Source organism: Chryseobacterium subflavum (assembly GCF_055762745.1).
This window is the reverse complement of record NZ_JBVTMR010000001.1, coordinates 769,815-794,556: the sequence shown is the minus strand read 5'-3', so window position 1 is coordinate 794,556 and position 24,742 is coordinate 769,815. Positions and strand designations below refer to the sequence as shown.

The window sequence follows — 24,742 nt, the reverse complement described above, 5'->3', positions numbered from 1 at the left end:
GTATTTTTGGAGGCACGAAAATGATTTGTTAAAACACTATAATGCATATAATCCCTACAAAAAAAGGACTGGGTATTGAAATATGGGGAACTTATGATGCCCTCAGCCTATTCCATGACACAATCAGTAAATTCTGGAATAACACAAACAAATTACCACAGCAAGGCTATGATAATCGAGATTATCTTATCAGTGGGTTTATTCATGAAATCCGTAAAGCAATGGAAGGAAGTCGGTTAGTCCGTAATCCCAGCCAATTTCCCTCCTTACCTCAGGAATATTATGGTGCACAGGTTTCATGGGTGCACGTTCTTTTTTCTTGGACTGCTTTGAAATTTAATATGCAGTATGCTGAAACTACTAAATTGGATGTCTCCCAAATTTTACTCTTTGAATTTTGGCTACAGGATGCCATGATGAAGTTTGATAGCAAAGGTGCTAAAGAGGTCGCCGGGTATATTGAAGATGGTCTTCATGGTGGAAATCCTTACATATATCAATATATGAGAAGCATTAACTACGACTTTTTCACATTAAAAGGAGGGGTTAATGCATTTAGAAAACTTCCAGACTTACTACGACGAGGAGTATACTCTACTGAGGAATATAAAACCTACAAGATGTTTTTAGAAAATGAAGCTAAAAGGCTGCATTGCGAAATATCTGACCTGGAACTTAGTGATGGTGATTTTGATTACGAAAGTGTTGTATGGTAAGGAAATAAAAACTCCCCATTAAGGGGAGTAAAAATAGATTCCTAGTTTCTGTATCTTTTGAAACACTTTATACAGACTTAAATTCAAATGAAGATTCTCCTTTTTCATTTAAGACGATATAAGCATCAAATTTCTTTCCTGACTTGCTTTTCATGCCTTTAATCAGCCCCGTTTTCCTCTTCGTAGTGAGACTATCTATATCTGTATTAGTTAATACTACTCCACATACATTTCGGAACTGAAACCAGTTACAGGATTCATCAGGGCATTTTACAATTTTGTCCCGAATAAGCAGATGCTGTTTCTTGCACTTCGGACAGACCAGTGCAGGTAGTTTTTCTATGGAATCGGATAAAGCCAGCAGTTCCCTGGTAATTGACCCCGCATAAGTCTCCATTTCTTTTTCAAAGGTCTGGGCATCGCCTTCCTTATTTTCGATCTTTGCCAAAGCAAGTTCCCATTCAGCAGTCATTGAAGCATCAGCAATCTTTTTGTCTTTTACCCAATTATAAACCTGCAATCCTTTATCTGTCGGGATCAGTGATTTCTTTTCACGAATAATATATTCCCGGCTGAAGAGTGCCTCAATAATAGCTGCCCTGGTAGCAGGTGTTCCGATACCAATGCCCTGTAAAACCTTACGCTCATCATCATTTTCAATTTCCTTCCCCGCATTTTCCATACCAGATAATAAACTTGCCTCAGTATAAAGCAACGGCGGCTTAGTTTTCTTTTCCAGCACGCCAGCACGTCCAATCTTCAACTCATCACCCACATGTAATTCCGGGAGCTCTTGAGCAGTACCATTTTCTTCATCTATAAAACTTCCTTTAATACCACGCCAGCCTATATCCAGTATTTGGCATCCTTTCAACGTAAAATCATAGTGTAGCGCCTGTAAAGTGACATCTGTGATTTTCTTCTCACAGGCTTGTCCAACAGCCTCTAACAGACGTAACGCAATCATATCATAAATAGCATTCTCCTTTGCCGGTAGCACCGTAGGAACTTTCTCAGTCACAAGTAGCCCATGATGGTCAGTTACTTTTACATCATTAACAATACGTTTATTGAAGCGGCCCCAAGTAATCTTTTTACAAGCTTCCTTTAAGGACGGTTTTTCATCCAAGGCTCTGGCAAGAGCTGGAATCTCAGGCCACAGATCTTCAGAAATATACCTACTACCTGTGCGCGGATAGGTAATGAATTTATTCTCATACAAGCTTTGGGCTATATTTAGGGTTTCTTCGGCAGAAAATCCCAGGCTTTTGTTAGCCTCCTTCTGTAGCCCTGTAAGATCAAAAAGTAGCGGCGGTTGTTCAGTAACTGTTTTATGCTCCACTGTGCTCACCGTTGCTATGCCTATCCGTATAACGGCTTTCTGCACATCTTCCGCCTTTTGCATGTTGTCCCACCTGGTGACCGAGAGACTGCTAAAATCCGTAAACTCCTTGCGATGCCAAAGCTGAACCTGCCAGTATTTCTGGACAACAAAGTTTTTGTTTTCCCTATACCGCTTACAGATCAATGCCAAGGTTGGTGTTTGTACTCGTCCCAAAGAATATATTCCACTATTGGCGGTGATGGTCAACGCCTGAGAAGCATTGATCCCCACCAGCCAGTCTGCGTGACTCCGTGCTCTCCCCGCCTGATAAAGACCATCAAAATCACCTCCTGGCCTAAGATGCTCAAAACCCAACCTGATTGACTTTTCCGTAAGGGAACTTATCCAGAGTCGTTCAAAGGGTTTTGTACATTGCAGATATTGATAAATAAAACGGAATATAAGCTCGCCTTCTCTTCCTGCATCTGTTGCTACAATAATACTGTCACAGCTTTTAACTACTTTATCAATAACCATTAACTGCTTTAAAGCTCCCTTATCCGACTCATAAACCTTGTTTTTTCTCACTTTCCTTACCGTCAGTACAAATGGATCAGGCAGGATCGGTAAAGACTCCTGCCTGAAACCAGTAATACCATAGTCTTCTGGCATTCCCAGAGCCACCAGGTGGCCTAAAGCCCAAGTAACCTTATAACCACCTCCTTCGAAGTAACCATCTTTTTTTCCAACAGCTCCCAAAAGTGAAGCAATCTCCCTGGCTACACTCGGTTTCTCTGCAATTATTGCTTTCATAAAATCGTTTTGATGAATTATTCAGAACTACCGTTTTCTCCCCCTAGATTGAGTTGGAGTTTCATGTTTTTGGTCCTCTTGCTGCTTGGCATTTTTAGGAGTTTGCTGACCTGGCTGCAACGGTTCCTGAATCTTGCTGGTAGCCTCATTAGACTTACCATCAGAATTAACAGCTACCTGTGTGGCATGAGCCTGAGCAGGTTTTACTTTGTCTTTCAGCGCATTTGGATCTTTAAAGGAAAACATGGTTTTTCCATTCTCCTTATTATAAGTGATATACCCTTTATATTCTTCCCCTTTCTTATCAATAAGCCCAGTGACATACACTGTCTTCCCTTCTTGAAGCTTTTGGAATTGTTTGTCATCAAGTTCCTTACCTCTGAAGACTTTTGAAACCTCCTGTATTTCTCCATTTGGGCCTTGTGACAAATGATTACTTTTATTTCTGTCAAAAAGGAATTCTACATAACGTTTGTCAGCATTGAACTGAACATTAGCGTCGAATTTTTCTCCTTTACTGGAAGTCATCCCTTCAATAAAGAGGGGCTTGCCTTCTTGTAAGATCTTCTTTTGTTCTTCGTTTAAGATGACCCCTTTAATTTCATTTGGGATTTTGATCCAGTCAGAACGATACGCGACGAGTTCATTGGTTAATCGGTCCACACTGATTATGGAAGGAATAGTTTCGCCCGTTTTAGGATTCGTCAGATTAACAATACGTCCCATATTCCCAGCCATCCGCAGATTAGACTTATCCTCGTCAGTAAATTGATGACCAAAAAATTGAGTATTCAAATTAGGCTCCTTTCGGATACCATGAATGGCCATCACTATTTTTCCGCCCTTCTCCTGAAGGGACAGTCTTCCTTCACCGCTTAGAATACAAGAACCCAGGTTAATATTCACAGGAACGACAATATTAGTTTTATAGCCTTTAAGTAGCGGTTCCAAAAGATTCTTCTCTTCCAGCTTCTCTTTACTTAAGCCCAGGTTAGATATCGTTTCCCAGTCGATCTGTTCAGGCTTAAAGCGGTATTCCTGTGAAACTGCTTTTTCTGTTGGTGCTGCCGCATTGGTTTGCGGGGTTGCTTCTGTTGTTTCCATTGTATTTTCTTTATTTTGTTGATGTTTTTGTGTTTCTTTTACGTGATGTTTTTCCATAAGTCCTTCTCCCTCTTTCGTAGGAGAATTAATATGATCTTGCATTTTCTTCGCCATCCCAATGGCAGATTTCAAAGGAACTTTAAAAAATGAAAAACGAGTTGGGTCTTTGAGCTGGCGAAAAAAATTTGAAAAAAAATTGGTCAATAAATCCCCGTGCATATCTACACGCATGAACTCACCCTGGTTTTTTTTCGCTACATCTGCCTTTTTTAGCTGCCCATCCTTATCAATTCCGGTAACTGCTGAAATTTTCTTTTCTTCTTTATCCAACACCAACAAAATCTCATGAAGTTGTCCGGTCTCGGCCAGTGGCTCTTTTGTTAATATTTCTTCTTCCATTATTTCATTATTTTTATTCGAATGTAGCCTGAGATAAATATCATCCAGTATGTTTTGTCCTCCTTTGTCCGGGAAAGGCACTCATAGTGTCAATCTTACTGATTCTTCTATGGGGTGTGATAATCCATCTCGCATAAACTGATGCACATCTGAAAGCTTATAGTAGGTTCGCCCACCGAGCATATAATATCGAAGCTTACCAGAACTTCGGTACCGCTGTAATGAACGCCGGCTGACTTGAAGGGTCCGGCATACATCCTGATTATTTAAAAGTTGTTCATTGTCTATGATGTACATCCGGTTTTCAGGAGGTTTCTTTTGGTTCTCCACTACGTCTTGATTGGAGATGGTCTGCTTCGCTTCCTTATCCAAGATCAGAAGGATCTTCTGAAGCTGTCCCGCGATAGCTCGCAGTTCTTTTTTTAGGGCTTTTCTTTTCATTGTTTCTTTATAAGAGGGATAGGAATAAAGCGACTTCTCAGGTAATACAAAACGCAATACTTTCTTCCTGAAGAGCATTTATCCCCATTAGACTTTTTGTACCGGGTGGGAGAACCCTTCCCTGATAAACTGATGTACATCTGAGAGTTTGTAATATGGTTTGCCACTGATCCTGTAATAGGGAAGTCTTCCCGAACCGCGGTATCGCTGTAATGAGCGACTGCTTATCTTAAGGATCTGAAGTACATCCTGATTATCCAAAAGTTCTTCACCATCTACTAAATGCTGTCGCTTATCAGAAGACTTTAGCTGCTCTGCCAGGATATCAAGGCGGGTTGAAATCCGCTCCATCCATGCGATAAATTCCATCTTGTCTATATTCATGATAGTGGGATTTTGCTTGTAACAAAGCTCCCCAAACTTCAATAAATTCATTGCCAAGGCTTGCCCACCGCAATACTATTTTTTTTAATTAGCGATAAAAATCCTGCTACAGTACTTATATACCGGATTGACTGGATTGGCAAAAGTAATTGGGAAGGAAACAGGAATAGATGCCAATGGGCACACATGGGCATCAGTTTGATTACCAATGATGAGATCGCTATAAAATTGGGAGGTCCAATTATAAATTCTTTTCCTTGTAGGAGTCAAGGCTTGATTTAAGTCGGTCCAGGTAAGAATCACCGGTACGAAACTTCATTCGGTGAAAAGCATGATTGGCATCCCCTAACTGAACATTAAATACCATTTGGAATAAGGTCACCAACTGCCGGATGCTTAATTTCCCATATCCCACCGACTGAGAAGCGTGAAGAGCATAAATAAGCTCGATGAGCGCATTTTTAGATTCAGTCCATAAAAATTTTTTATCTCCAAGATTTTCCGGTAATGAATTACCGGATTGATCAAATTGCCCAGAAAGGCGTAAATGAAGATATTCGTACAATAATTCACATTCTATGATTCGTGCCGCTTCATAATCATAATAGGTAGAAAAACGATGGTCAGCATCAAAAAAACGGCTCCTTGCACCAGGCAGCAAATCAAGGTGTCCTCTCACAAAATACTCCTCATCTTTATCTGAGCTTTCAGACCTGTAATATTTATAGAAATCAGTTCCCGCAATATCCCTGATATAATAACTTTCGAGTTTTTCTAGTTTTCCCTTGAAATATTTTTGAGAGATATTACCTACTTCAACAGGTCTGCCGGCTTCAATCTTAAAAATCTTATTGTAATAAAGCAGCTTCCCAAAAATCAGCGGCTTTATGGTCCTAAAAAACTCAATTTCATCCTCAGAGTTCTCAAAACCCTCTTTAAGCACACACTCTTTCAACTTTTCAAGATGTTCATGCAAACAGGTAACCATCTTCCTGGATTCTGTTACCACTCGCTCAGGGGCTAATGTAATTCTCTCCTCTTCCTCCTTCAAGATTTTTAGAGTGTTTCTGAATGTGGGTTTCATGGATTTTATTTAATGGGTTATGCAAACATTTAGGGGGTAATTTCTTAATATTAACGATACATTTTGAGCTAAACGCCCCAGTGATAATTGAATTTATTAGCATACGATTTCTAAGCCTGTTGCCAAGCTGATCTGGTCTGAAGAACCTTTGTCACTGTAAATTTCTCTTTTCCTTATCAATTATAACAACGCTGGTTCATTTTTGTCATCTTTGATTGAATTAGTGCCCTATTTTCAAAATTATTCGAGGACTTTTGTTGATTGAAAATCTGTAATTACTCTGTTCACATGCAGATTGTTTCCAGCAAATAAACAATATCTACCAGTTCTATCCCACTCAGAACATCTTTTGAGAGTTTTTTTTAATAATCTCGCTTTATTTCCTGTAGATACGATTTGGGAGAATATCCTGTATATTGTCTGAAAATGCGGTAAAAGCTGGCTTCGGAATTAAAGCCACACTCGAAAGCGATACCAGTAAGACTTAAATGTTTATACGCAGAATCATCGAGTCTTTTTTTGACTTCGTTTACCCGATAACTATTCACCCAGGCTCGAAAATTCAGTTCGAAGCCTTCATTAATAGCCGCAGAAACTTGTCCCATTGGATAACCAATTGCTTTAGCCGTTTCCCTCAGGCTCAATTCGGGTTCCAGAAAAAGAAGATGTTTCTCCATCGACTCTTTCAATGCTGATAGAATATCTGAATAATCCTTTTCCGCTTCGATCAATGGTTCAGAAATATCCGGAAAATCTACTGATTCGTTCTGCTTTCCTAACGCTTCCTGATGCATCCCTACAACCTGCATTTCAGAAGCTAATACCATTTGATAGCCACGAATCGAAAGGAAGTAAATAAGTATAGTAAGATAGCTATAAAAAACTTTGACGTAAGCAAAAGAATCAGTAAATCCGAGAATAGTAACTGGAACTGAAGATAAGAACAATACGGCACCCAATATGCCTGTTCCGATAAGGAGGTTCTTAAACCAGCTCAGTTCGGAATATTGTGTTGATGATTGGCTCATAAATAGCCACTGGCGATAGGCTTGTATTTTTCTCAAACTTAGATACCAATAAATAGCTGTGGAAAAAAGTGCCGTAATATCTTCAATCCATTTAATTGTATTATTAAACAGATACCCTTCAGCAATGAGGTATTTGCTGTGAAAATCAGCCTCTGTAATAGTCATCGCATATACCACAAAAGCGTGGAATTGGAATAAAAATACAGGAAAAAAATGCCATAGTTTTTTTCGGGTAAACGCAAAATTCTTTTCTGTCAATGAACAAGTATATAAGTAAAAAAGTGGCTGAATCAGGGTATCAATTGCTAAGGGAAAATACTGTAAAACAGGATGCTCATTGATACCCATAATAGGCATGAGGACTTTGAAATTTAACAATGACAGAGTGATTAATATAGCTGATAATAATTTCTTATCAGGCAAATTGGAAGGATAAGCGCCAACAACACCTGCCCCCACAACACCTTGTATAACACCCACAATAACAACTATATCAAAAACACCTAATGTAACACTCATCGAATTTCAGACGTATTAAATTACTTCTTTAGTGCAGTAAGGCTCCGGGTTGGGTTATATAATCGGAGCTCCTTCAAAAATACTAATAAATTGATTTGAAACGCAACTCTAACCATTCAATATCCAATAATTTTCAATAAGGTGACAAGGGTTGTATACTGGAAACTAGTATAAGCAGTTTCTTTACATCGTCTTGTCTCTTTATTTTCAAGAAAGAAAAGCTGGCTTAAGAAGAATCAAAGGCCAGGTTTAGGAAAATTAGAATTTAATCATGAAAAGTTACAAAATAACAGTTGTTCATCTAAAATACTTTTCATCCAAATAAATGATTAACCGCTAATTAACATTTACCCCAAAATAGTAGTTTAGCCAATTCCTTTCTAATCATCCTTCCATGTGAAAGGGTCATACACTTCCTTTCCCAGACAAAGGTGGACAATTACAATATCCATCTTTTTCTTACTTCTACTTTTATTACACTAAATACAAAAAGAAATGGAACAAATTACAAGGAATGATCTAAGACAATTCGGAATAAAGCTATTGCACGATATTGAAGTCCTTATTGACAAAAAAGTCCAGATGCAGCCTGATGTTAGACCTAAAGAGCTACAACTAGAATGGCTTAAAAGTAAATCCATAAGGAGCATTATGAATATTTCTCCCGGAACATTGCAGAATATTCGAATAACCGGAAAAATCCGTTTTCGAAAGATAATGGGATCATATTACTATAGTAGAACTGATTTATTAAAACTTTTTGGAGATGAAAATCAATAGCGAGATAGAGTGGATAAACTTTCTAACAGCAATCACTCATGATTCAAGACTAAACGTTTGGCATCTTGCTCTACTGCAAGCACTGATCCAACTTGCTTACCTACAAAATGAAAAAAAACTAATACACGTAAGTCGCAGTAGGCTCATGGCACTTTCTCATATTAATAACTTGTCGACCTACCACAAATATTTTAAGCAAATACAGGATATGTCTTATATAAAATATACCCCGTCATATCACCCAGGATATCAAAGTACAGTAGAATTTGTATACTCATAACCTATGGTTACCTAGTGTTCATTTACATTCAAACAAACTGATAATCCATTTTATCTTTACATTACATTGAACAACAGCAATTTAAGTTAATCCAGTTTTTCTATTTATTGTTACTCCCGGGGAATTATTAGAATTAAATAATTTGCAAATTGGGTATTCTTGAATATGCACTGCTGGAAGGGATTATCCGCTTCCAGCAGTACCTCTTCAATAGGTTGGGTTAATAATAAAGATGCTTATCCATTTAAAAAAATGCTACTTATCATTTGGATTCATTTTCTTTGACAACTCTATTTCAGCAAGATAATCGCTGTCCAATACAGGTTCTGAATCCTGGGTACCTATACTATAAATACCGGATCTGTAACATTGAATTATGGTTTCTAACCAGCAGTTGACATAATCATAAATAGGGGTGACCGCTTTGAGTGAAATTGCCCTACTTATATCATGCTTCAAAATCCTTCCATAGGAAGCAGATGTTTTATCACAGTCTACTAGAAATAAGACACCTTGTATAGTTTCAAATAAAGTGAAATACTGTTTTTTAAAATCTCGATCGCTCTTTGAATAATAAATATGGTTCTCTACAGCAATTTCTAATGCTGAAAAAACGGCTCCAAAGAATAAATTTTGACCTCGTGCTAACTTGTCTTCCAGAAAATGAGTACCATTATGCCACTTGTATATATCTAAGGCTTCCGGTGGTAGCGTAATTCCGATAGTGGTTTCTTTTTCCCTTACCTGAAAAATTACTTGCATATTGCCAAACTTCCGACAGTTCAATAAATTGAATATTATAAAAAAACAGAATTTAAATACCAACACATAAAGCTGCTAATTTCGTTTTTTAGCATGTTACTATTTTAAATTCTGAAAGCGAATTGGTGACATTGAATAAGATTGTAAAATGGCGATGCCTTTAATCGGTTTGCTTCAATGTTAAAGGCACTATTTTTTGGATTCCAATGCTAGCAAATAGAGAGAATGGCCTTACCTCGTCTTAATTTCTTCGCTTCGATTTTTGAGCCTACTCTTCCTGATAAATTTCCTTGTAAATCAATCCATGCTTGTGATGCGTCTTCTAATGGATAGATTTCTGAAATAGCAATTTGCAATTCGTTACTATCAATCTTATTTGCTATTTCTTTTAATAATTGGGAAGAAATTTGCATGTGCATTAAAATTCCCGCTATACCATAATCCTCAAAAATCTCTTCGGCAATTGGTTGATTTGTTGCCACAAGTTTGCCGTTCGGCTTCAATACTTTTAATGAGCGGATTTGATTATCTCCACCTACAAAATCTAAGACCAAATCTATAGGCGTATCTAGTTCCTCAAATTTTTCATTTTTGTAATCAATCACTTTCGATGCACCTAAAGAATATAAGTAATCAAAATTGTCTCTGCTGGCTGTGGTAATCACGTTTGCACCAATGCTATGAGCAAACTGTACCGCAAATCCACCTACAGAACCTGCTCCTCCGTGGATCAAAACAGTCTGCTCTTTTTTTAAATTTCCGTGGGTAAAAACTGCTTGCCAAGCAGTTTGAGCACTAACAGGAACCGATGCTGCTTGCTCAAAATTCAAAGACCGTGGTTTTAAAGCAATATATTCTTCATTAACTGCAATATATTCGGCATAAGTACCTCCGTGAATACTGTTGCCATAAACTTCGTCACCGATTTCGAAGGCAGATACATCGCTCCCTTTTTCAATAACCACCCCACTAAAGTCATCTCCCGGGATCCAGGGTAATTCAAGGGGGAAAATTTGCTTTAATTTTCCTGAAGCTTTACCATAGTCAATATGATTAACGGAAGCTGCCTTTATTTGGATTAACACTTCATTTGGTTTAAAACTGGGTTTTGGGATTTCATTGAGTACTAAATTTTCGGGACCTCCATAGGCCATAACCTGTAATGCTTTCATATAATGCAATATTTTTTCACAAAGCTACGCAGTTGGTACTATATTTGTCAAGTACCTACCTAAAGGTATAGTACCTATATTCGTACGGTAAGTATTTGAAATTAAATTAGTTATGAGAAAAAAAATAAATTGTCCAGTTAGAAAAGCAATGGATATGATTGGTAGTAAATGGAAAATGAAGATAATTGAGGCTTTGAGTAAAGACAACTTGCGCTATGGTGAGATCAAAAGAAAAACGGAAGGTATAAGTGAAAAAATGCTTATTCAGGAATTAAAAACACTGGTTGAATATGAGATCATATCCAGAAAAGATTTTAAACAAATACCACCCCATGTGGAATATAGTTTAACTAATAAAGGGAGAGAAGTTTTACCCATCATTGAAGACATTATCGCTTTTGGTCTGAAAAATCTATAATATATTACTTTGAAAATTTATTAGATCTATAAACAACTGTCCGCTCTTAATATGTGAGATTTACAGATGTTGTTTTCATTTATGGGTGTGTATTGATAAATATCCGGAGCTATTTTAAATACATCCATTTGTAGACGATAGCCTGCTATTGGTCGGTTATAGTGATTTTATTTTTTATGGTAGTAACTCTCTTAAGGTATAAATACTGTTTTTTTAAGAATTTTATGAGCAGTTGCAGTTAAGATCGAAGATTCAAAATATGCGTTTCATTTCGGTAGCTATACTACGATTCCCAACATTACGGTTTGTCCTTAAATTAAGAATTCGGTGCTATCTTTTTGGGGAATAATTAATTCTTGTTCCGTCTGCTCTTCTTTTTCATATTGAACTCAAATATCTGCTCCTCGGGATCTTCTGCCATAGTGTTTAGTAGCAGTGAATCCAAAGTCCCCAATCACTAATAATACTTCCTGTATTAACCATAAAATCGAATAGCGGATGCAGATCTTCTTTTAAATATTTTGTATTACTTAAAGGAGCTTTTTGGGAAGCTAAAAGATCGATTTTCAAATTCTCATTTATGTTTTTACCTGAAAAGAGTTTATGAAATACGTTTGCAGAGAATTGTTTGCCTAAATGAGAACCATTGAATACATGTCCGGTATTGTGATCCACAAACGTAATTCCATACAGCCTGCCCTGTTCATTTCTTCTGATGACTGTATTTATTCCGTGGTCTATTAAATAAGCTGTAAAATCCTTTTCATTGGCTGTTATTTTTAGGGCCTCAGAAATAATCTGACTGGTTTTCGCTTTAATTTCAGTTGGTACTTCTTTGCTTTTTTCGAACCTGAACCGAAGTGCAGTAAGTCCCGTTTATTCGAATTTTGTTAACCCTTGACCAACCAAAATCGGTTACAAAATCCCCATAAACGTGTGTCCAGAGTTTTATCAATTTTAAGCATACTATTGTCTCGCTTGGAAAACAGACATTATGAAAATGTTAGATGGTTAGAGTCAGTAGGCCTTTAATACCTTTGAAATTGGATCATGCAAAAGCTTTATCTCATAGGGATCATGAGTAATTCTATAAATATTGCCATCTTCGTCAATCCCTAAAAAATCTCCATTCTCTAATTCCTTTACGTGATAATAGAGCTTGGAATCAAATTCAACGGAATAAACTTCTGATGGATCTAATAATTTCACCTCATCTTCATTTAGCAACTTAGCCAGCTTCTTAAAATCTTCATTTTTTTCATCAAGGAACTCAGTTTTATATTCTGAAATATTTATTCGATCAACATCGAGTTTTGGTTTTGCGGTTGTTGGCGTTGCATATCCAATAACTAGTCCGGAGTGCATGAAAATTTCAATCAGGATAAATTGAGCTGATTTTATTTCATAAACCTGAATATTAGTCAGTTTGAAATAGCGACCAGTTTTTGTTTCATACTTTTTTGAAAGCTGACCATTGTAAGAAAATCCAATATAGTTTTTTGAATCATCTTTTTGAGGAAATCTTCGATTCAATAGCCCATCCTTAATTTGATCCTCAAATGCATGAAATTCAGGAGGCAATCTTTTAAATATGTTAACTAAAAGATCGACTTCAAATTTCTCAACTTTATTATTTTTAAAAATTCCAAACATAATATTAAAATTTTGCGAACCATGTATATCTTCCTGAAAACCAACCTACTTCTTGCTTAAAGCCAGCCCGGAGAAATCTAAATCGGTATGGATCTATTAAAGCATGTTGAACGGTATTAAGTTTGATAACATTAAGAGCTTATACCTGCCTTAAACTTGTTAAAACTCGCTTCAAGTTGAGCCAGCTTCTTTTTAAAAGCGTTTTGTTCGCCTGTCTGTTGCGCTAACTTTAGACTCTCAAACTCTCTATTAAGATGATTTAATAGTCTTGCGATATCTCCATCATTCTCAATTTGTGAAGTTTCAGAACCGGACAATCTTTCTTTTAATTCTATCATTTCCCGGCTTATCGTTTCTTGCTCGGTAATCGCATAATCTTCGGTCTGTTTTACAGAGTGGTGTCCCAGCATTTCTTTAACAACATTTATTGGTACACCATTATTAAGAGTTATAGTACTAGCAAATGTGCGTCTTGCTTTGTGGGTATTAAGAGATGTATTGATGCCACACAGGGTTGCTATTTCTTTAAGATACTCGTTCATCTTTTGATTAGATTTCACAGGAAGTATTGAACCTCTTGAAATACACAGAGCATTATCCTTATATTTATTCATAATTTCTAATGCTTTTGGAAGAAGGGGGATGTCAGTATTCGATTTGGATTTTTGGCGACTGCTCATAATCCACAATCTGCCATCATTTCCTTCCTTAATATCCGTCTTTTTTAATTGGTAGGCATCAATATAAGCAAGACCGGTATAACATTGAAAAACAAATATATCCCGTATAGTGGAAAGTCTATCGCTAGAAAAATCTTTATTTTCGAGTAATTGTAATTCCCCTTTGGTCAAAGGTTTCTTTTTAATCTTCGTCTTTTTGCCCTTAAACAATTTAAAGGGATCATTGGGAATAATTTCCTTTGCAATAGCGCGTAATACTATTTTTTTAAAATTACTAATGTATTTTAAAGCTGTATTATTAGCGCATTCCCGCACTGTTTTCAAATAGAATTCATAGTCTGTGATAAATTCGTAGTTCAGTTCACGGAATTCGAGATCTTCCTTTTTGTATTTAAACTTAATAAATTCCTCTACGTGGGAACGTGCCGTTACATAACGGGTATGAGTTCCTTTTGAATACTCTTCAGGAACCAGGGCTTGCATCTCGTCATTATGTTTTTGAAACTCTTCAAGTACTTTAGCTTTTGAAGGCTCATGGCCCTTTATAAATTCAATAATCCGCGCAGCAGTAATTGTCTTTCCTGTATTTACTAACTCAGTTTTGAAATTACCAACTTTTAATTCTAATGAATCTAAAAAGAAATTGAGTGACCTGGCATCTTCTTTCGTACCAATAGCTCTTTCTAAATTCTGATCCCATCTGCGCATATCCCATTTGCGCTTCGTTGAGGTCTCCTTTGGAACTCCATCAACGGTAATTCTCACATAAACATATCTGAATAGGTCAGATTTTCTTTTCGGGCTTTTTAAAAAGAATGTTAGCCCATAACTAATCTCTAGCATAATTCGACAATTTTTAGTGTTAATAAATGTCGAAATAATGCGTCCTTAAATCAAGTCGTCTGCGTACCATACATGTTGATAATCAACGTATTAAATACTAATCTGTGGCACTTTTTTTCATAATCTAAAAGTGCCACGATATTGCCACATAGATTATGAGGCTTTTTGCAAATTTTGGGATTTCCTCAAAAAAAATAAAGCCTGCAATTTTAAAAAATTGCAGGCTTTATTAGCTCTTTTAAGCATTTGTTAGTGTATGCTTTCACTTATAGCGGAGAGTGAGGGATTCGAACCCCCGGACCTGTTACAGTCAACAGTTTTCAAGACTGCCGCAATCGACCACTCTGCCAACTCTCCCTGAACTCCGGCTATACCTTCGTTTTCAGTGGTGCAAATATAGAGAGTTTTTTATTTCTGACAAAATATTTTTAGCAGTCTGTGAATAAAATATTAAAATTTATACACAAATGCATTAATATTCATCCCTGCTCCTACCGAGGCAAACAAGACTATATCTCCTTTATCGATATCATGGGAATCCAGTTCATCTTTCAGGATCATGCTTAGTAATGAAGGGATTGTTGCCACACTGCTATTGCCTAGTTTTTTGATAACCATAGGCATAATATCTTCGGGCATAGGTGTATTGTACAACTGATAGAATCTTTTAACAATAGCTTCATCCATTTTCTCATTCGCCTGGTGGATGATAATCTTATTCAGCTGATCAATTCCATAGCCACTGTCATCCAGACATTTCTTCATTGCATCCGGAACATTTGAAAGAGCAAATTCGTAAATTTTACGCCCATCCATTTTAATGTATTTGGTATCCGGGCATTTGTCATTGTTGTATGATTTTCCGAAATATAAATAATCTTTTTCGGTCAGGGTAAAAGAGGCTGAGATATGGGATTTTATTCCGTTTTCTTCCTCAGAGATCTCCAGAATGGCTGCCCCTGCCCCATCTGCATAGATCATACTATCCCGGTCGTGGATATCCACTACCCTTGATAAGGTCTCAGCTCCGATAACCAGGCATCTTTTGGCAATACCGGATTTAATGAATGCATTGGCCTGGATGATTCCTTCGATCCATCCGGGACATCCGAATAATACGTCATAGGCGACGCAAAAATTATTTTTGATTTTTAATAGGTGTTTCACCCTTGAGGCAAGACTCGGAACCGTATCGGACTGAACAGTTCCAAAGCGGACGTCCCCAAAGTTATGGGCAAATATAATATAATCCAACGTTTCAGGATCAATTCCTGCATCTTCGATAGCTGCTTTGGCAGCAATAAAGCCCAGATCGGATGTAACCTGATCATTGCTCGCATATCTTCTTTCTTCAATGCCCGTAATCTCCTTGAGTTTACTGGCAATAATAGCATTACTTTCTTTTAATGACTCGCCGCTTTTGTTTATAAAATTGTGTTTATCAAAGAATAAATTGGTAATGGTTTCCGGGGGGATGTAGTTTCCTACACCAATGATTTTACTGGTCATCTAAAAGTTATGATCTATTAATCCATTTTTGATTTAAGAATTAATTCGATAAATATAACGATTAATTATAAAAAAAAGTATTTGAGATTAGAGATTGTCTTCTTTTTTTACTTAATCTGTTATGTATGTCATAAGCATTTACTGAATTTTAATTCACTAATGCACCTCTTATAAAAAAATAAAATAATCTTTAACTGAGTAGGAATCAATCATCAACCTGGCATCAAAAACTCTTAATCTTATAAAACCAAAGAAAGTTATGCCTCAGCCAAAACTTCTTTTGTTTCATAATTTCTTTCCCAATCTTCCAATAAATTTAAAATGGGCAAAAGAGCAAGTCCCTTTTCCGTGAGGGTATATTCAACCCGGGGTGGCAGTTCTTTAAATTCCTCTCTAATTAGCAGTCCATCCTCTACCATTTCTCTTAGCTGGTCGGTAAGAACCTTACGCGAAATGACATGAATGCGGGCTGCAATCTGTCCAAACCGTAATTTTCTGTCATTAATTACCATAACAATGACAGGCTTCCATTTACTTCCCAGGGAAGACATAGCCTTTACCAGGGGACAACAGTGCTGGGTTATTTTATTTTCTTTCATAAGTTACAAGCCGGTTACTATCGTTTGTTACGACAAAGTTACCACAATTTTTTTTCTAATAGGTACAAAAACGAATTATTATTAGTTACTTTGTGTAACAAAAGAATAAAAATTATTAATAAAAATTAATAGAAAATGAGTACAGACGCGTTATTCACTCCATTTAACTATAAAAATCTACACCTTAAAAACAGAATTGTAATGGCTCCCATGACAAGAGCACAATCGGATAATGGTGTACCTACACAACAAATTGCAGATTATTATGGCCGTAGAGCAGCCTCAGAAGTTGGATTAATCCTTTCTGAAGGAACTGTAATCAATCGCCCTGCCTCTAAAAATATGCAGAACATCCCTGATTTCTACGGTACTGAAGCATTGGCAGGTTGGAAAAATGTAATCGATCAGGTTCATCATAACGGGGGTAAAATGGGACCACAGATATGGCACGTGGGCGACACCCGTTCATCTGACGACTATCCTTTGGTTCCAATGGAAAAAGCTTCTACTATGTCTCTGGAAGATATTCAGGACACCATAAATCAATTTGCAGCTTCAGCGAAATCAGCTAAAGATTTAGGCTTCGATTGTATTGAGATCCACGGTGCTCACGGTTATCTTATCGACCAGTTTCTATGGGAGGTTACCAATACAAGAACTGATGAATATGGTGGCAAAACAATAAAGGAAAGAACCCGCTTTGCTGTAGATGTAGTAAAAGCAATCAGAGCGGCTGTAGGAGAAGATTTTACAATTATCATCCGACTTTCGCAGTGGAAACAGCAGGATTATAAAAGCAGGCTGGCCACAAACCCTTCTGAGATGGAAGATTGGTTGCTTCCTTTAAAAGAAGCGGGAGTAGATATCTTCCATTGTTCACAACGTCGTTTCTGGGAGCCAGAATTTGAAGGTTCGGATCTTAACTTTGCCGGATGGGCAAAAAAAGTAACCGGCCAGCCAACGATTACCGTAGGGTCCGTAGGACTTAAAGGTGATTTCATGTCGGCATTTGCGGGTGAAAGCTCAGAAAAATCTGACCTTACGGAATTACTGAGAAGATTAGAAAGACAGGATTTCGACTTAGTGGCTGTAGGCCGTGCTTTACTGAACGATTATCAGTGGGTGAAAAAAGTAAAAGAGGGAAAATTAGAAGAACTTTCAGGCTTTGCAGCAGAAAGTATGGGAGTTTTGTATTAAACCGTTACAACAATTTCTTTGTTTATATATAAAGTTTTCTTCAATAACCGGAAATCTAATCTCCTGATGATTTCCAATGTGCAAAAAGGATTTCAGAAAGTATTCGGAAATTACTGGCATAAAAAACCTTCAAGTTTAAGACTTGAAGGTTTTGTTTTTTTAATAAAGTTGTTCATTATTTCACCACGGTCGCTTCGAGCTCCACTGTTAAAGTTTCAAACAATCCTGTTACTTCAAGTATGGTAACTGCCTGTTCTCAATACCATGCCTGGCGATCCACTCCTGAAGGATAGGAAAATGAGGCCACAGCTCTTTCGTAGATGTGGTGTAAATATTTAATCTGACGATTCCTTTGCATTCATAACCCGCACTAGTAATTACTTCCTCCAGATTGGTTATAGCCTGTTCCAGCTGGGATTTCATATCCTGTGTACTCGAAGTTCCGTCAGGATCAATAGCCGCCTGCCCTGAACAGTATAAGGTAGCTTCTGCATTTTTCACTTCTACAGCCTGGGAATAGCTTCTTTCTTTTTGCCAGTTCCAGGGATTGATTGTTCGCTTTTCCATTGTTGTTTGCTGTTTATATTGTTGTAGCAAAGTTGCAATATATCATCCACTGGAACAACTCTTGACATGGATCACGATTATGAAGTGATGAAGATCACTCCTTTATAAAGAAAAGCGGCTTAAGGTTTCCCTCGAAACGCCAAGATAAGCAGCAAGAAGAGATTTAGGCACACGCTGAACCAGTGCCGGATATTGTTTAAGCAGCTGATCATACCTTTCTTTCGTAGAGGAGGTCATCATCGAAAGTATACGTTGCTGGGCTGATATAAAACCAAAGTAAGCTTTCTCAAGAAAAAAATGTTCCATTTTGGGAATCTCACTGCATAATTTTTTATATCCCTCCAATGTTAAACACAGAACTTCCGTATCTTCAACGCATTCCAGAGACATCGTTGCTCTGGATCCTGTGTAAAAAGCTTTGAAATCACTCTCCCACCAGTCTTCCATGGCAAAGCCTACAATATGGCTTTTATCGGTATCATCAGTGTATACCAATTTTAAAAGCCCTTTTAGAACAAAATAATTGCAGGATACAGACTCCCCTTCCTGAATCAGGAATTGGTACTTTTTATATTTCTTCCTCGTGAAATACGAGGAAATGATGGTAAATTCCTCGTCACTTACCGGAACAACTTTTTCAATATGTATTCTTAACGGATCCTGCATCTGTAGTAGCTTCGAAAGTATAAAAATACTACTTTTACTTTCTTTATCATTTAATTTGATCAGAATGGTCACGTTTTTCCCCTCTGATGGGTCTTAAATAGAAAAGGCATGCAGGAAAATTATCGTCAGCTATTGACTTACGCTTATAATATTACAGGTTCATATGAAGATTCACAGGATCTCGTGCAGGATGTTCTGGAAAAATACATTTCATTGGATAAAACAGAAATCAGGAATGAGAAGAATTTTTTAATAAAAAGCACCATCAATCACGCTATAAATTTTAAAAACAGGCACACAAAAAAGATGGTATATGGAGAGTGGCTTCCGGAACCGTTGTCTTTTGATAATGTGGAAAACAGACTTATTCAGGAACAGACTGCCCGTTATACTTTGCTTGTTCTTTTAGAAAAACTAACGGCTAAAGAACGTGCTGTCTATATATTGAAAGAAGCTTTTGACTATTCCCACCAGGAAATCGCACAACTCCTTGATATCTCTGCTGAAAATTCAAGAAAATTACTGAGCAGGGCAACGAAACACCTTCAGAATATCGAGTATAAGCCAGATCATATCAACTCTTCGATTTCCCATGAAACCCTTTCTCAATATCAAAAAGCATTAAGCGAAGGAAGCATCCCGATGCTTGAGGAGCTTTTACTGAACGACATCAGGCTTTCTGCAGATGGCGGACAGCGTGTCCGGGTGATAAAAGCAGTGGAAGTAGGAAAATCAGCTACAGCTGCCCTTCTTGCCTATGTCCAGCAGCAGTTTCTTAACCACAAACCTTTTACTTTTCACAGGTTCAGTCATCAACCAGCCATATGTTTCTGGAGGGAAAATCAGATATACAACTGCCATATTTTAGATGTTGATCGTGATGGCAGAATCCGGGAGATTTATTCCATAGTAGATCCGGAAAAATTAAAAAGATTAACATAAACGTCACGTTTCCGAGAAGCGGTGTGTCTTTAAAGAAAAAAGCAGAACATGACAACACTACTTCGCCTCGACAGCAGCCTCAGGATAAATGATTCCTATTCCCGTTCCATGGGTGATTATTTTACAGAACAATGGAAAGTAAAATATCATGACGGAATGATTATCCGGAGAGACCTGACCTTACAGCCTATTCCCCATCTGACCCAGGAAACACTCAATGGATTTTTTGATGACTCATTACATTCAAGACACATCGGATTGTCCGATCTGCTTATAGATGAGCTGTATTCCTGCGATGAGATCCTTATTACCTCTCCGATGTACAATTATGGAATTGCCTCTTCATTAAAAGCATATTTTGACCTTATAGTCCGGACGAAAAAAACCTTTGCCTATGACACCAATGGAATAAAAGGGCTGCTGACCGGTAAAAAAGCATACCTCATTACGGCACTGGGTATTCTTCAGCCTGCTTCTCAGGAAAAAAATCCTATTGAAATTCAGGTCACAAGCATATTAAACCAGCTGGGTATCTTAGATATAAGTTATTTTCCGATGGATGGAATGGTAGATCCGGAGCAAGCAGCTATAAAAATCCAACAACAAAGAAAGCAGATTAATCAACATTTAAATCAATCAGATTATGCAACAGATAAAACAGACTATAGAAAAATTTATTAAAGCAGGTGACACCAGTGATACGAATCTTATGGACGAAGTTCTTCACAAAGATTACCAGAATATTCAGGATGGATTTTTCGAACAAAAAGGGATTTTTATTATTTCCAAAGAACAATACATTGAGTACATCAGCAATAAAACCTTTGGCGGAAAACCTAGAACCCTTGCTTTTGACTCAATTGAGCAAAAAGGGAATATTGCTATTGCAAAACTCAGCCTGGAGAGCGATGTGCTCCGCTTTTCATCTACCATTACATGTATACAGGAGGATGAAAAATGGCAGGTCATTACCAATATTCCGGTGATTGAAAAGAAGTAAATTTCACCGTAACCTTACTTACAGCCAGTGTAGAAAATATAGATACCGGCTGTAAGTGTAATATTGGCTTTTAAACTATAGAAATTATCCGGGACAATATGTTTAGGAATTAAAAAAAATTAAAGAAATTTGCAATAAAATTTACTTCATCATTTGAATGTTAAACTGAAATTATAATGACTGCCCAACCTGTTATAGCCATTCTCTTTCCCGGAGACATGGGAACACAAATCGCCAAAACCTTAATCAAAAATAAATATACGGTTATCACCGCAGGTGAAGGAAGATCGCAAGTGACGCTCCAAAATATTAAAGATGCGGGAATCCATGATGTGAATACTCTACAAAACATAGCAGAACAGGCAGATATTATTATTTCATTGGCAAATCCTGAAGCAAGTCCGAAGGTGGCAGAAAATATAATCGGCCATCTCAAAAACACGGATAACCGACCTGTCTTTATAGACCTCAATTCCAATACTCCTCAGATTGCTTTATCTATTGAAAAAATGTGCAGTAAGGGGAATATCAGATTTGTAAACGGAGCGGTAATGGGTGCTTCCAAAGATGTTCCGGACCAGGCAACATTTGTTGTAAGCGGTATCTGGAGAAACTTATTTGCAGAACAATTCGGCGGGATATTTAAAATAAAAGATGCCGGTGAAAAAACAGAAGCAGCTTCAGCTTACAAGCTTCTGTTTTCAATGGTCAATAAAGGAATGAACGCTTTGTTTTTTGAAACAATGATCGCTGCAGCCCATTATGGCATTCTTGATGAACTGAATGAAAGCCTTCAGGCATTTCTTCCGGGAACCTATCAGGATCTGATTAAAACAACTCCTACTTACCCACAGCATATTTCAAGAAGGATTGATGAAATGAAAGGTCTGACCGATATGCTCAGAAGTGAAGGACTTCCCAATACAATTGCTGCCGGTACCGCTGAAACTTTTGAAAGGGTTGATGAATCCGGTATTTTTAAAAACGAAAAATTTGATGGTGTTACAGAAGCTTTTAGGAGTTTTAAAAAATTAAAATAAAATTCAGCCAACTGTAATCATTATTTATAAGTCCCGAATATCCTGTCCCAGATGGAAGTGTAGAAACCAAAGTTTTTAGTTTCATCTACATGATGTTGGTTATGGAATTGTGTTGTTCCCACAAAATACTTGTTAAACTGAGGTGGGAAAAACTCTTTATTTAAATGACCGATTGTTCCCCAAATGAGATTGATAAGAAGATACAGACTAATGGAGAGAACAGAAAAATCGTAACACACCAATACGGCCAGTATCACCAATCCAAATCCTATTGTTTCTGCCGGATGCAATACAAAAAGGCTTAAGAAGTTGGTGTTAACATGTTCATGATGTCTTCCATGCAATCTTTTATAAAAGTAAGGTGTATGGGCAATAAAATGAAAAAAGTACATACAAAGATCCATCAGTAGGATTAAAGCCAGGACCTCTAAAAAAACGGAAACCGCTGAAAACCTATTTCCTAATGTAATCCAATGATTTTTCCAAAGGAAAACACCGCAGAGCATTACTAAACAATTACAGAGAATGGTTACGAAGCTCAGATAATAATCCGACCGCATGACAGGATGACTATGCTCCTGTAGCTTATTTTTGGGACAGGTCTTTTCAATACTCAGGTAAAGACCTATTGAAAAAAGATACAAAGCGATATTTACAGCCAGGCTAGCCCCTACCCAATCCAACCAGGTCAACCGTTCCAATATTTTTATATATTCGGGAAATCCCGATCCGCTGAAATTCAAAAATCCGTTCTCTATCATGAAGTATAAAAATATGAATTTCAGGGCAACGGACGAAATGAAATGCGTAGTAATTTTACTGCTGAAATATCGCTTCTTATATTAAGAATTCTTTATTTGCTTATTTCCGGAACCGGCTTTCAAGATCATGTAAGCCAAACCTAAACCCAGTCCCGCTGCAATGGCTAATTTTGTCTTTTTGGAAGGGACGGGCAGCATGGTTTCCCCATAAATGCGGTGAGGCTCTGACGAAGGCTTTAAAATATTACCCGAATCAGGTGGAGCATTTTTAGCTTTCATCATCATTCTCATCCCTGCAGAAGCTATATTAATGATCGGTTTCGGAAATAATCCGTAGATATTTTTAAGAAGTAATGAGGTAAAATCGGGAAACAGATCTTTTCTGGGGTTTTTAGCCAACTCCACAATTTTTTTGGCTGTGTCCCGGGGATCTGCTGCAAACGGCGGAATTTTAAAATCCAGTCCGGAATATTTTGCCGAATGCATATTTCCGGTGGATCTTTGAATCTGAGGATAAATATTACAAATATGAATATCCGGATAATCGGAAATCTCCCCCTGAAGACAATCCATCATACCGCGAATTCCGAATTTTGTTGATGAATAAACAGCACTATAAGGAGCCGGCATAAAACCACCGATAGAAACATTATTAATTAAGATTCCCTCCTGCTGCTTTTTGAAGATGGGGAGCGCACTGTAAGCCCCATGCATATATCCGAACAAATTTGTTTTGATGACCTGCTCATTAAGTTCCATGGGTATTTCTTCAAATTTTCCGCTTGCCATGACACCGGCATTATTTACCCAAATGTCAATTCTTCCGTTAAATTGAATGGCTGTTTCAGCAAGATGAGCAACTTCTTCAGCTTTTGAAACATCTGTAGGTACCCCTATTACCGCCACTCCAAGATCCCTGCAAAGACTCACGGTTTCATCCAGAGCTTCTTTACCCCGGGCAGCAACTACAATATTACATCCTTCCAAAGCAAATGCTTCCGCAGTAGCTTTACCAACTCCACTACTTCCTCCGGTAATAACTACGGTTTTTCCTCTTATACTCTTTTTTAATTTAGTCTCAGATTTCATTTTGTAATTGATTTGGTTAATGCTTACAATCAACCTATTATCATGCCATAAAGGATAATCTAGTCCATTAATATTCTAATTTTTATATGTTTTTTACAATTAAAAAGTTCAAAACAACTATACTACAACTATAGATCGAGATCGAATAAAGCAGCTTTACTATAGTGTATTCAGATATAAACAAGAAGGTATAAAAACCTCTGTATCTTTTAATATACTACGTAATTGATTTTATCCACTCCGGTGTTTCCTGTTTTGGGATCAAAAGCATAAACGATGATCTCATAATTTCCCGGTACAGAAATAGAAGTGTTCCCTTCAAAAAGATTGGTAGAAACCAATGATAAATTGATTTCACTTACCCGTTTTCCATCTTTATTAACTAAGGCTTTAGTTTCAAACTTATCGGAATCCCATACACCACCTTTATCGATCACACAACCGCACATCATAACAATATTGGCCTGTATCTGAAAAGGTTTTCCACTGATTGAGCTTAATCCGATATATTGATGCGTTCGGGGCTTTAAAATATCAATAATAAACCCGGGTATTTCCAGGATGATCCCGTCGCCCAGAATATCTTTTCCAGGAATAAGCCATATTTCCGTGCTTACTTTCGCCTGTGCCTGTTTATGATTGAATGGTGAAAACACTTCTATACTTACAAAAGTAGGTTCATCAATATTAACCGTGGCCAGAAATTTACCGGTTGCATCATCAACAATAGAACTATCTCTATGTTTTGGAGCTTTCATGATCAGATCCGTATTTCCTGTACTGCCACTGGTTTTTCCTTCAGCCAAAATGGTATTATTGATCTTATTCCTTACAATCACATACGCTCCTCCCAGAGAACTTCCGATGAATTTAGCATCTTTAGCTTTCGCTCTAATGGTTATTCTGGTCTCTTTTGCAAAGGAAAATACGCAAAATACCGAGAGAAGAATGATAAGGTATTTTTTCATGGGT

Annotated in this window: 25 protein-coding genes, 1 tRNA gene and 1 pseudogene; 8 read left to right on the top strand and 19 right to left on the bottom strand. The window is 37.3% G+C overall.

The features are described from left to right. The first annotated feature begins 41 nt into the window (after nucleotides 1-41). Nucleotides 42-716, top strand: coding sequence for a DUF6904 family protein (locus tag AC0INN_RS03635; protein WP_306611727.1), 675 nt, complete (start codon nucleotides 42-44; stop codon nucleotides 714-716). Between the two features lie 67 nt (nucleotides 717-783). Here the strand turns inward: AC0INN_RS03635 and AC0INN_RS03630 are convergent, their stop codons facing one another. The 6 genes from AC0INN_RS03630 to AC0INN_RS03605 form a co-directional block, all read right to left on the bottom strand. Continuing rightward, a complete protein-coding gene (locus AC0INN_RS03630; protein WP_306611725.1) occupies nucleotides 784-2,853 on the bottom strand; it encodes a type IA DNA topoisomerase in 2,070 nt (689 codons plus the stop codon). 27 nt (nucleotides 2,854-2,880) lie between these two features. Further along, nucleotides 2,881-4,356 (bottom strand): DUF3945 domain-containing protein, encoded by a 1,476-nt coding sequence (locus AC0INN_RS03625; RefSeq protein WP_306611723.1) that lies wholly within the window; start codon nucleotides 4,354-4,356, stop codon nucleotides 2,881-2,883. 81 nt (nucleotides 4,357-4,437) lie between these two features. Further along, a complete protein-coding gene (locus AC0INN_RS03620; RefSeq protein ID WP_306611721.1) occupies nucleotides 4,438-4,875 on the bottom strand; it encodes a helix-turn-helix domain-containing protein in 438 nt (145 codons plus the stop codon). A gap of 9 nt (nucleotides 4,876-4,884) precedes the next feature. Beyond that, nucleotides 4,885-5,181 (bottom strand): helix-turn-helix domain-containing protein, encoded by a 297-nt coding sequence (locus AC0INN_RS03615; RefSeq protein ID WP_306611719.1) that lies wholly within the window; start codon nucleotides 5,179-5,181, stop codon nucleotides 4,885-4,887. A gap of 241 nt (nucleotides 5,182-5,422) precedes the next feature. After that, nucleotides 5,423-6,265 (bottom strand): RteC domain-containing protein, encoded by an 843-nt coding sequence (locus tag AC0INN_RS03610; RefSeq protein ID WP_306611717.1) that lies wholly within the window; start codon nucleotides 6,263-6,265, stop codon nucleotides 5,423-5,425. A 362-nt stretch (nucleotides 6,266-6,627) separates the two neighbouring features. Next, nucleotides 6,628-7,812, bottom strand: a complete 1,185-nt coding sequence (locus AC0INN_RS03605; RefSeq protein WP_306611716.1) for a helix-turn-helix domain-containing protein — start codon at nucleotides 7,810-7,812, stop codon at nucleotides 6,628-6,630. A gap of 495 nt (nucleotides 7,813-8,307) precedes the next feature. Here AC0INN_RS03605 and AC0INN_RS03600 point away from each other — a divergent pair, with 495 nt between their 5' ends. Continuing rightward, on the top strand, nucleotides 8,308-8,592 hold the full coding sequence (locus AC0INN_RS03600; protein ID WP_306611714.1) for a MerR family transcriptional regulator: 285 nt from the start codon (nucleotides 8,308-8,310) through the stop codon (nucleotides 8,590-8,592). A 535-nt stretch (nucleotides 8,593-9,127) separates the two neighbouring features. On the opposite strand, the gene AC0INN_RS03595 is transcribed toward AC0INN_RS03600, so the two are convergent. Together AC0INN_RS03595 and AC0INN_RS03590 are read right to left on the bottom strand one after the other, a co-directional pair. Continuing rightward, the gene (locus AC0INN_RS03595) at nucleotides 9,128-9,634 is read right to left on the bottom strand and encodes a hypothetical protein (protein WP_306611713.1); all 507 of its coding nucleotides are present in this window, start codon (nucleotides 9,632-9,634) and stop codon (nucleotides 9,128-9,130) included. A 209-nt stretch (nucleotides 9,635-9,843) separates the two neighbouring features. Next, nucleotides 9,844-10,806: an NADP-dependent oxidoreductase gene (locus AC0INN_RS03590; RefSeq protein WP_306611712.1), complete on the bottom strand. Its 963-nt coding sequence runs from the start codon at nucleotides 10,804-10,806 to the stop codon at nucleotides 9,844-9,846. 112 nt (nucleotides 10,807-10,918) lie between these two features. On the opposite strand from AC0INN_RS03590, the gene AC0INN_RS03585 reads away from it, so the two are divergent. Beyond that, a complete protein-coding gene (locus AC0INN_RS03585; RefSeq protein WP_306611711.1) occupies nucleotides 10,919-11,224 on the top strand; it encodes a winged helix-turn-helix transcriptional regulator in 306 nt (101 codons plus the stop codon). A 426-nt stretch (nucleotides 11,225-11,650) separates the two neighbouring features. Here the strand turns inward: AC0INN_RS03585 and AC0INN_RS03580 are convergent, their stop codons facing one another. The 6 genes from AC0INN_RS03580 to AC0INN_RS03555 all read right to left on the bottom strand — a co-directional run bounded on the left by AC0INN_RS03580 (nucleotide 11,651) and on the right by AC0INN_RS03555 (nucleotide 16,460). Then, complete coding sequence (locus tag AC0INN_RS03580; protein WP_306611710.1) at nucleotides 11,651-11,899, bottom strand: hypothetical protein; 249 nt, start codon at nucleotides 11,897-11,899, stop codon at nucleotides 11,651-11,653. Nucleotides 11,900-12,241: 342 nt separating this feature from the next. Continuing rightward, a complete protein-coding gene (locus AC0INN_RS03575; protein WP_306611709.1) occupies nucleotides 12,242-12,877 on the bottom strand; it encodes a hypothetical protein in 636 nt (211 codons plus the stop codon). Nucleotides 12,878-13,008: 131 nt separating this feature from the next. After that, on the bottom strand, nucleotides 13,009-14,400 hold the full coding sequence (locus AC0INN_RS03570; RefSeq protein WP_306611707.1) for a site-specific integrase: 1,392 nt from the start codon (nucleotides 14,398-14,400) through the stop codon (nucleotides 13,009-13,011). A 272-nt stretch (nucleotides 14,401-14,672) separates the two neighbouring features. Further along, a tRNA-Ser gene (locus AC0INN_RS03565) sits at nucleotides 14,673-14,757 on the bottom strand. 93 nt (nucleotides 14,758-14,850) lie between these two features. Further along, nucleotides 14,851-15,909, bottom strand: a complete 1,059-nt coding sequence (locus AC0INN_RS03560; protein ID WP_172278118.1) for a 3-oxoacyl-ACP synthase III family protein — start codon at nucleotides 15,907-15,909, stop codon at nucleotides 14,851-14,853. A 257-nt stretch (nucleotides 15,910-16,166) separates the two neighbouring features. Beyond that, nucleotides 16,167-16,460: a winged helix-turn-helix transcriptional regulator gene (locus AC0INN_RS03555; protein ID WP_228456933.1), complete on the bottom strand. Its 294-nt coding sequence runs from the start codon at nucleotides 16,458-16,460 to the stop codon at nucleotides 16,167-16,169. 183 nt (nucleotides 16,461-16,643) lie between these two features. Here AC0INN_RS03555 and AC0INN_RS03550 point away from each other — a divergent pair, with 183 nt between their 5' ends. Then, the gene (locus tag AC0INN_RS03550; RefSeq protein WP_273647677.1) at nucleotides 16,644-17,705 is read left to right on the top strand and encodes an NADH:flavin oxidoreductase; all 1,062 of its coding nucleotides are present in this window, start codon (nucleotides 16,644-16,646) and stop codon (nucleotides 17,703-17,705) included. A gap of 175 nt (nucleotides 17,706-17,880) precedes the next feature. On the opposite strand, the pseudogene AC0INN_RS03545 reads toward AC0INN_RS03550, so the two are convergent. Beyond that, nucleotides 17,881-18,272 (bottom strand): annotated as a pseudogene (locus AC0INN_RS03545) (RidA family protein). 102 nt (nucleotides 18,273-18,374) lie between these two features. Continuing rightward, complete coding sequence (locus AC0INN_RS03540; protein ID WP_306612895.1) at nucleotides 18,375-18,938, bottom strand: Crp/Fnr family transcriptional regulator; 564 nt, start codon at nucleotides 18,936-18,938, stop codon at nucleotides 18,375-18,377. 108 nt (nucleotides 18,939-19,046) lie between these two features. Between AC0INN_RS03540 and AC0INN_RS03535 the strand changes: the two genes are divergently transcribed. The 4 genes from AC0INN_RS03535 (at nucleotide 19,047) to AC0INN_RS03520 (ending at nucleotide 21,920) form a co-directional block, all read left to right on the top strand. After that, on the top strand, nucleotides 19,047-19,880 hold the full coding sequence (locus AC0INN_RS03535) for a sigma-70 family RNA polymerase sigma factor (RefSeq protein WP_273647675.1): 834 nt from the start codon (nucleotides 19,047-19,049) through the stop codon (nucleotides 19,878-19,880). 48 nt (nucleotides 19,881-19,928) lie between these two features. Further along, nucleotides 19,929-20,561 carry an FMN-dependent NADH-azoreductase gene (locus AC0INN_RS03530; RefSeq protein WP_273647674.1) on the top strand — a complete coding sequence of 211 codons (633 nt, stop codon included), beginning with the start codon at nucleotides 19,929-19,931 and terminating at the stop codon, nucleotides 20,559-20,561. After that, nucleotides 20,524-20,880 carry a nuclear transport factor 2 family protein gene (locus AC0INN_RS03525; RefSeq protein ID WP_273647673.1) on the top strand — a complete coding sequence of 119 codons (357 nt, stop codon included), beginning with the start codon at nucleotides 20,524-20,526 and terminating at the stop codon, nucleotides 20,878-20,880. Before AC0INN_RS03530 ends, AC0INN_RS03525 begins: the two co-directional genes overlap by 38 nt. Before the next feature lie 176 nt (nucleotides 20,881-21,056). Beyond that, the gene (locus AC0INN_RS03520) at nucleotides 21,057-21,920 is read left to right on the top strand and encodes an NAD(P)-dependent oxidoreductase (protein WP_306611704.1); all 864 of its coding nucleotides are present in this window, start codon (nucleotides 21,057-21,059) and stop codon (nucleotides 21,918-21,920) included. A 20-nt stretch (nucleotides 21,921-21,940) separates the two neighbouring features. On the opposite strand, the gene AC0INN_RS03515 is transcribed toward AC0INN_RS03520, so the two are convergent. The 3 genes from AC0INN_RS03515 to AC0INN_RS03505 all read right to left on the bottom strand — a co-directional run bounded on the left by AC0INN_RS03515 (nucleotide 21,941) and on the right by AC0INN_RS03505 (nucleotide 24,738). Beyond that, nucleotides 21,941-22,681, bottom strand: a complete 741-nt coding sequence (locus tag AC0INN_RS03515) for a sterol desaturase family protein (RefSeq protein WP_306611702.1) — start codon at nucleotides 22,679-22,681, stop codon at nucleotides 21,941-21,943. An 81-nt stretch (nucleotides 22,682-22,762) separates the two neighbouring features. Next, nucleotides 22,763-23,770, bottom strand: a complete 1,008-nt coding sequence (locus tag AC0INN_RS03510; RefSeq protein ID WP_306611700.1) for an SDR family oxidoreductase — start codon at nucleotides 23,768-23,770, stop codon at nucleotides 22,763-22,765. Between the two features lie 209 nt (nucleotides 23,771-23,979). Then, nucleotides 23,980-24,738, bottom strand: coding sequence for a hypothetical protein (locus AC0INN_RS03505; protein ID WP_306611698.1), 759 nt, complete (start codon nucleotides 24,736-24,738; stop codon nucleotides 23,980-23,982). Nucleotides 24,739-24,742 lie beyond the last annotated feature (4 nt).